Source organism: Mesorhizobium sp. M0185 (assembly GCF_040322175.1).
Lineage (GTDB): Bacteria > Pseudomonadota > Alphaproteobacteria > Rhizobiales > Rhizobiaceae > Mesorhizobium.
Window position 1 is genome coordinate 47,894 of sequence record NZ_JAMYSY010000041.1, and the last position, 6,735, is coordinate 54,628.

At 61.5% G+C, this 6,735-nt stretch carries 3 protein-coding genes and 4 pseudogenes; 6 read left to right on the forward strand and 1 reads right to left on the reverse strand.

The features are described from left to right. Positions 1-9: 9 nt before the first annotated feature. Positions 10-1,224, reverse strand: coding sequence for a trans-sulfuration enzyme family protein (locus NKJ20_RS25750; RefSeq protein WP_352747943.1), 1,215 nt, complete (start codon positions 1,222-1,224; stop codon positions 10-12). 79 nt (positions 1,225-1,303) lie between these two features. Between NKJ20_RS25750 and NKJ20_RS25755 the strand changes: the two genes are divergently transcribed. The 6 genes and pseudogenes from NKJ20_RS25755 to cysT form a co-directional block, all read left to right on the forward strand. Next, a complete protein-coding gene (locus NKJ20_RS25755; protein WP_352508715.1) occupies positions 1,304-2,200 on the forward strand; it encodes a LysR family transcriptional regulator in 897 nt (298 codons plus the stop codon). A gap of 362 nt (positions 2,201-2,562) precedes the next feature. Continuing rightward, positions 2,563-3,275: pseudogene (locus tag NKJ20_RS25760) on the forward strand (IS6 family transposase). Positions 3,276-4,554: 1,279 nt separating this feature from the next. After that, positions 4,555-4,821 (forward strand): hypothetical protein, encoded by a 267-nt coding sequence (locus tag NKJ20_RS25765; RefSeq protein WP_023680946.1) that lies wholly within the window; start codon positions 4,555-4,557, stop codon positions 4,819-4,821. A 349-nt stretch (positions 4,822-5,170) separates the two neighbouring features. Continuing rightward, positions 5,171-5,445, forward strand: a pseudogene (locus tag NKJ20_RS25770) (UbiA family prenyltransferase); the annotation flags it as partial. Between the two features lies 1 nt (position 5,446). Further along, a pseudogene (locus tag NKJ20_RS25775) lies at positions 5,447-5,845 on the forward strand (substrate-binding domain-containing protein); the annotation flags it as partial. Further along, positions 5,842-6,735 (forward strand): annotated as a pseudogene (cysT, locus tag NKJ20_RS25780) (sulfate ABC transporter permease subunit CysT); the annotation flags it as partial. The pseudogenes NKJ20_RS25775 and cysT, both read left to right, overlap by 4 nt.

The window sequence follows — 6,735 nt, forward strand, 5'->3', positions numbered from 1 at the left end:
AGGTTCTAATCATTCGGCGGCCTTGGCGTCGGCTGCTGCGGTTCCGTTGCGCCGGGCTTCATCAAAGAGTTCGAAGGCCTGGGAAAGGTCGGCCAGAAGATCTTCGAGCGCCTCAAGGCCGATCGACAGGCGCCAGACCGGGCCGGGCTTCAGCCAATCGAGGCTGGCGCGCCCTTTGCGCGGATCGCTGACGGCAATCAGCGAATGCACGCCGCCCCAGCTTGCGCCGAGCTTGAACAGCCGCAGGCTGCGCAGGACATCGGATTGCAGTGGCGCCAGTTCCGGCCGCAGCACGAAGGAGAACACGCCCGCCGATCCGGCGAAGTCACGCTTCCAGACCGCGTGGCCGGGATGGCCAGGCTCCGCGGGATGCAAGATCTGCGCGACTTCCGGGCGTTCCGATAGCCAGGCGAGGATCTTGCGCGCGGTGGCGTCGGCATGACGCATGCGCACCGGCATCGTCATCAGGCCACGCTCGCACAGCGCGCAATCCTCCGGCGAGACCCCGTAGCCGAGGAAGCGCGCCGTGTCCTTCAGGCGTCGGAACAGCGCCTCGTCGCGCACTGAGACTGAACCCATCAGGAGATCGCCATGGCCGCCGGCGTGCTTGGAAAGCGCCTGCATCGAGATGTCGACGCCATGGGCGAGCGGCTTGAACAGCAGATGCGATGCCCAGGTGTTGTCGGCCGCGACGAGCGCGCCGGCCTTGTGGGCCGCGGCTGTGATGGCGGGCACATCCTGGACTTCGAAGGTGGCTGAGCCAGGCGATTCTGCCCAGACCAGCCGCGTTCTGCCGTCGATCATCGCCGCGATGCTTGCGTCCAGCCGTGGATCGTAGGAAACCGCCTCGATCCCGAGTGGGCCGAGAAAACGCTCGGCCATGTCGCGCGCCGGGCCATAGAGCGTCTCCGGGATCAGAACGCTTTCGCCGCCACGGCAGACAGCCATGGTCGCCAGCGTCATGGCCGCCATGCCCGACGGGACGACGAGAGCCCGCGATCCGCATTCCAACACGGCGATATGATCTTCGAGCTGCCGGCTGGTCGGTGTGCCGTAAAGTCCGTAGCTGAACCCGTCGTACAGACGCTCGACGCGACGCTCGAACGATTCCAGATCGTCAAAGACCACGGTCGAGGCTCGCTCGACCGGCATCGCCACCGCCTGGAACGGTTCCTCGGAGCGCTTGGGAGGATGGACATGTGAAGTGTCGTCGCGTCGGTTCATGGGCGAAACTTAGCGGGCTCATCCATTGCCATCTATGACCGCAGCGATAAAGTTAATTCGCTTTTGATATGGGCTGACTATGAACCTGCGCGACATCGATGTCTTCAACGCGATCATGATCACGCGCGGCGCCGGCGCGGCGGCCGCGCTGCTGGATACCTCGCAGCCGGCCATCAGCCGTTCGCTAGCCAAGCTAGAAGCCGAACTCGGCTTCAGGCTTTTCGACCGCATTCGTGGCAGGCTGGTGCCGACACGCGAAGGGGAGTTGTTCCATGCCGAGGTGAAAGCCAACCTGGTCGGGCTCGACCGGCTCAAGCTGCGCGCGGCACAGATCAAGGAGGTCGGCACCGGTACCATCCGTGTCGCTAGCCTGTCGGCGCTCGGGCATGGGCTGGTGCCGCGCGCCATAGTAGCGTTCTCGCGCCGGCATCCGCAGGTGCGCATCAGCTATCAGGTCCGCACCTCCAACATCGTGCGCGACCTGGTCGCGTCTGGCAGTTTCGATATCGGGCTCGCGGCCGACGAGGTCGACACCAGCGGCGTGCTGCACAGCATCTTCACCACGCCGCGCGCCGTTTGCGTCATGCCGAAGAACCACCGGTTGGCGCGGAAGCAGATGATCACGCCGGCCGATCTCGCCGACGAGGCTTTCCTGGCATTGTCGCCGGAAGATACGGCTCGGCTCGCGATGGACAAGATCCTGGCCGCGCATGGGGTACGGCCGCGCATCCTGATCGAAACGCCCTACGGCCTGACCATCGCTATCCTTGCAGCGAAGGGCATGGGGATTGGCTTGGTCAATCCCTCCGTCATTGCGGACCGCATGATCGGCGGCATTTTGGCCAGGCCATTCGAGCCGGCCGTCAATTTCCGCGCGCTACTCCTGCGCCCGCCGGACGGCATCAATTCGACCTTGATCACCGACTTCATTGCCGAACTCTATGCCGCCCGCAATATGCTATCGAGCGAGGCATAGGCAATGTGGCTCGCCGCCTAAACATAGACGCGACCGGTCTTGCCTCAGTAAGGCGCGGACGTCCATGGCCTCACGCAGCCTCGCACGGCGCAAATTCGTGTTCGCCCTTTAGCCGGCTTCCTCGTTTGCAAGAAACCGGACGATCTCGGCGAACGCGGAGCTATCCTGCCAGAGAAATAGATGGCCACCTTCGAACATCCGCAAGGTCGCCCTCGGGAGTCTTCCCACCATGCATTCCTGAGATGACGGTAGAGCGATCCCGTCGTACCACCCGCCACATATTAGAACTGGGCACCCGATTTGGTCCAGGCGCTCCCAGGGGCGTTGTCACGGTAACCGCGTGTCAGGGATCGCTGCGATAGATGCTGGGGACGAACACTTCGCAGATCAGCTACAAACGGCATCGGTTCCCACCCGAGATCATCGCCCACGCGGTGTGGCTGTATTATCGATTTCCGCTGAGCCTGCGTCGTGTCGAAGAAATGCTGCTGGAGCGCGGCATTGTCGTTTCCTACGAGACGATCCGTCGGTGGGGAAAGAAGTTCGGGCTGGACTACGCCCGGCGCCTGCGCCGCAAGCAGCCCAGTCGAAATGATATCTGGCACCTCGACGAAGTCGCCATCATGATCGCCGGCAAGAAGCATTGGTTATGGCGGGCCGTCAACCAGGACGGCTATGTGCTCGACGAGATCGGCTAGACCCGGCGCAACACTAAGGCCGCCAAGCGCGTGCTGACACGGCTGTTGAAGAAGCAGGGCCAGGTGCCGAAGCGCATGATCACCGACAAGCTCGGCTCCTATGGAGCAGCGCGGCGTCTAGTCATGACGGACATCGAGCACCGGTCGCACAAGGGCTTGAACAACAGAGCGGAGAATTCGCATGTGCCACTGCGAAAACGAGAGCGGATGATGCAAGGTTTCGGTCACCGGGGAGCCTCCAGCGTTTCGTCTCGACGTTCTCTGCAGTCCGCAATCTCTTCGTCCCGCCCCGTTCAAAACGCTCCGCCTTTCAGATCCATCTTCACCGCTTGAATGCCATGGCGCAATGGAAAGCTGCTGCCGGCGTGATCGCCTGAAATCATTCCCAAAAGTCACAACGACAGCCCATCTCCGTTTATGTGACATCACCTCTTGGGGTTGATGATGCTCCCGCGGGTCGAATAGAGGTCGCCAAAGAGGTAGCGGCGCCGTCTTTCCCGGCACAAACCAGCTCCTGCGCTCGTCGTTCCACCTCGCTCGCGGAAACGCCCCCGAAATCGCTCGACGGTCATTCGCTCATAAGGAAAGTTCGCCAAGGCACCGGGCGTGTCTTGTTTCTGAGGCGTAGAATGATGCTTGGATTCCTCCACGGTCGTGCCGTCAGCTGTTGGATCCGCAGAGCAACGTCCCGCCGGCCTAATGGTTCACACGCGAGCCAGAACTCTGGGCGCGCTGGGATTGGGCAGGCTAGTACTCCGTAATCATTCGGCGCGGCGGAGCGCAATTAGGAGTCTCACGAGTGCACCGTGGACTTGCGAAGCCCGTGAGCAAATCGCCGATGGCGGTAACGAATCCGGAAACTCGTCCCGGCTGCGTTGTTCAGCGCTGGCGCCTGATTCCTGGCCGAGGAACGCTTGCCGCGCCAACCCTGCAACCTAGATCACCTCGTGCTGCGCGACTTTATAGGCAGCACAGATTGCGCGAGCAATGGCCGAAAGATTTAAGGCAGAGATCTTGAAAACTTCCGCAGCTGAAATGGTACACGCGTACATTGCTAGACGGCACGCCTCCGTTCCGGCAAAGCTGCGAATCGCGGGGCCAATGGCAATCCGCAGGTCGGCGGGTTCGGGCAACGCTCATTGAAAAATGGGCCGCCGACTTTCCTTTTGGCTGTAAGCTCGCTTCATGGCGCTTGGACACGCTAGACTAACTCTAGCAATCAACTGTAGCGGCCACCTGAACGAGTAAGTAGCGCCATTACCGGACCCTCACCGCCGCTCTCAACAGCGGACCTTCGCTCTACGGCCGGAGTCGACCCGAAGACGACCTTGGCCCGCCGGGTCATGAATGGCAGCCCTACTCCCGCAACTGCCCTTTCCGACCCCCGCGCTGGATCCCGATATCTGCCACGCGGGCCCTTGCAGTTGTTGTCCGGCTGTTTGCGCATGTCACATGTCAATAGCCACAGCCGCGTGACCGCGATCCTGGTTCATTGAGGTCGAACCGTCCGGAAGAAACGCCCTCTCCGAATCGTTCTTCCGCGTCCTTAACGAAATAATTGACAGTCCAACCAAAACGGCGCTCCGTGGTTCGACGGGGATGGATCTTGGCACTCTTGGCGATGCCGGACTTCGCCGTCACGATAGGGAGGATGCAATGCCGACAGTCATTGGCCACCATAACATCACAAAAGGAGCGAAGCACTGGCTCGACTCGCCGAAGCGCAAAGAGCTTTTTGGTCCGCTCGGCGTGACCAACATACGAACATTTGTAGATCCACAAAATCCGACCCGGGTGGCCGTTCTTATGGACGTTCCGGACATGGACGCCATGATGAAAGCTATGCAGAGCAAGGAAGCCGCGGATGCGATGGCCTTCGATGGAGTGGTGCCAGAGTCCTTGGTGATCCTGGTCGAATCGTAAAGGTGATTGCTCCGCTGGCCAAGGTTAGAAGGGTTTGCTCAGCGATTGCCGTGCCGTTCCGGTCATTCTGGAAAGCGCCCATTATTGGCGTAGAGCCCGCTGGGCACTGGCTTCAAGAGCCGGTCCTGCGCGTGAGCGCCGCCGTTGGTCTCGGTCGTGCCAAGATCAGCCGCTACAGCTTGCGCAACCTAATGCCGGCTCAGGTCCGCAAAGCAACTATTCCGCGCGTTCACGCTGGACTTCCGCTTGCCACCCCGAGGCTGCCATTGCGCGCATACGCAACGCTGCGAATTTGGCACTTCAACCGAACAGGAAAATGCCTTTCTCTGCGCGGGATTAAGATTACTTCATGGCGACTTTGAGCCGACCGGACCTGAGTGATATTCATAGAGGTGACTGGGTGGATCGCCGGCTGCCGCGTGCATGGCGGCCCTACACGCGGCTCGCGCGGCTGGATCGGCCAGTGGGCATATGGCTGACGTTGTTCCCTGTTGGGCCGCATTGATCCAAGCGGCACATGGTATCCCCGCCGTTCAGCAATTGGCGCTATTCACCCTTGGCGCGTTTCTGATGAGAAGCGCCGGGTCCACGATCAATGACATTGCCGATCGCAGGTTCGACGGCCAAGGGCCTGGGCGACGTGCTGATCGCCTGGGAAAACGAGGCCTATCTGGCGCTGGACGAGTTCGGCGCCGATCAGTTCGAAATCGTCATCCCGCCGACCTCGATCCTGGCCGAGCCGCCGGTCGCCGTTGTCGACGCCAATGTCGATGCCAAGGGCACACGGAAAGTTGCCGAAGCCTATCTGGGCTATCTCTATTCCAAGGAAGGCCAGACGATCATCGCCAAGAACCACTACCGTCCGGCGAAGCCCGACCTGGTGCCTGCGGAGGATCTCGCCAAACTGCCGGAAATCAAGCGGATCAGCATCGACGATCCAATTTTCGGCGGATGGATGAAGGCGCAGCCTTACCATTTCGGCGACGGTGGTATATTTGACCAGATCTATAAGCCGGCCCAATAGCATTTAGATCAGGACGACATGACCACAGCACGCCCGCCAAGGCGGGGTGGCGGTTCAGACAGCCGAGCGTCATTCCGGGTTTCGGATTGACGCTCGGCTTCTCGCTTGCCTTCCTCACCCTCCTCATTCCGCTGTCCGGGCTGATCTGGCGCTCGGCGGCGCTCGGCTGGACCGACTTCTGGGCGATCGTCACCGATCGCCGCACCATCAACGCGCTTGAAATCAGCTTCGGCACCGCCTTCATTGCCGCCGCTGTCAACGTCGTCTTCGGCACGATCGTCGCCTGGGTGCTGGTGCGCTACAACTTTCCCGGCCGCCGCATCGCCGATGCCATGGTCGACCTGCCCTTCGCGCTGCCGACGGCGGTGGCCGGCATCGCGCTGACCACGCTTTACGCACCGAACGGCTGGATCGGAAGCCTGCTGATGCCGCTCGGCATCAAGGTCGCCTACACGCCGCTTGGCATCGTCATCGCGTTGATCTTTATCGGCCTGCCTTTCGTCGTTCGTACCGTGCAGCCGATCATGGAGGAGATCGACAAGGAGGTGGAGGAAGTGGCCGCAACGCTCGGCGCCAATCGCTTCCAGATCATCAGCCGCGTTCTGCTTCCCGGACTGGCGCCGGCCATCGTCACCGGTTTCGCGCTGGCTTTCGCGCGCGGCGTCGGCGAGTACGGTTCCGTTATCTTCATCGCCGGCAACCTCGCCTACAAATCCGAGATCGCGCCGCTTCTGATCGTCATCGCGCCATCTCGGTCGTGTCGGGCCACATACGCGGGCTAACCAACACCATGCCGCTGCATGTCGAAATCCTTTATAACGAGTACAATGCCGCCGCCGCCTTTGCCGTCGCTTCGCTGCTTGCCGGCCTGGCGCTCGTCACGCTGGTCT

Excerpts from the sequence above, each read along its gene's own strand:
- NKJ20_RS25755 (WP_352508715.1), top strand. The coding sequence starts at position 1,304 with ATGAACCTGCGCGACATCGATGTCTTCAACGCGATCATGATCACGCGC.
- NKJ20_RS25750 (WP_352747943.1), bottom strand. The coding sequence starts at position 1,224 with ATGAACCGACGCGACGACACTTCACATGTCCATCCTCCCAAGCGCTCC.
- NKJ20_RS25765 (WP_023680946.1), top strand. The coding sequence starts at position 4,555 with ATGCCGACAGTCATTGGCCACCATAACATCACAAAAGGAGCGAAGCAC.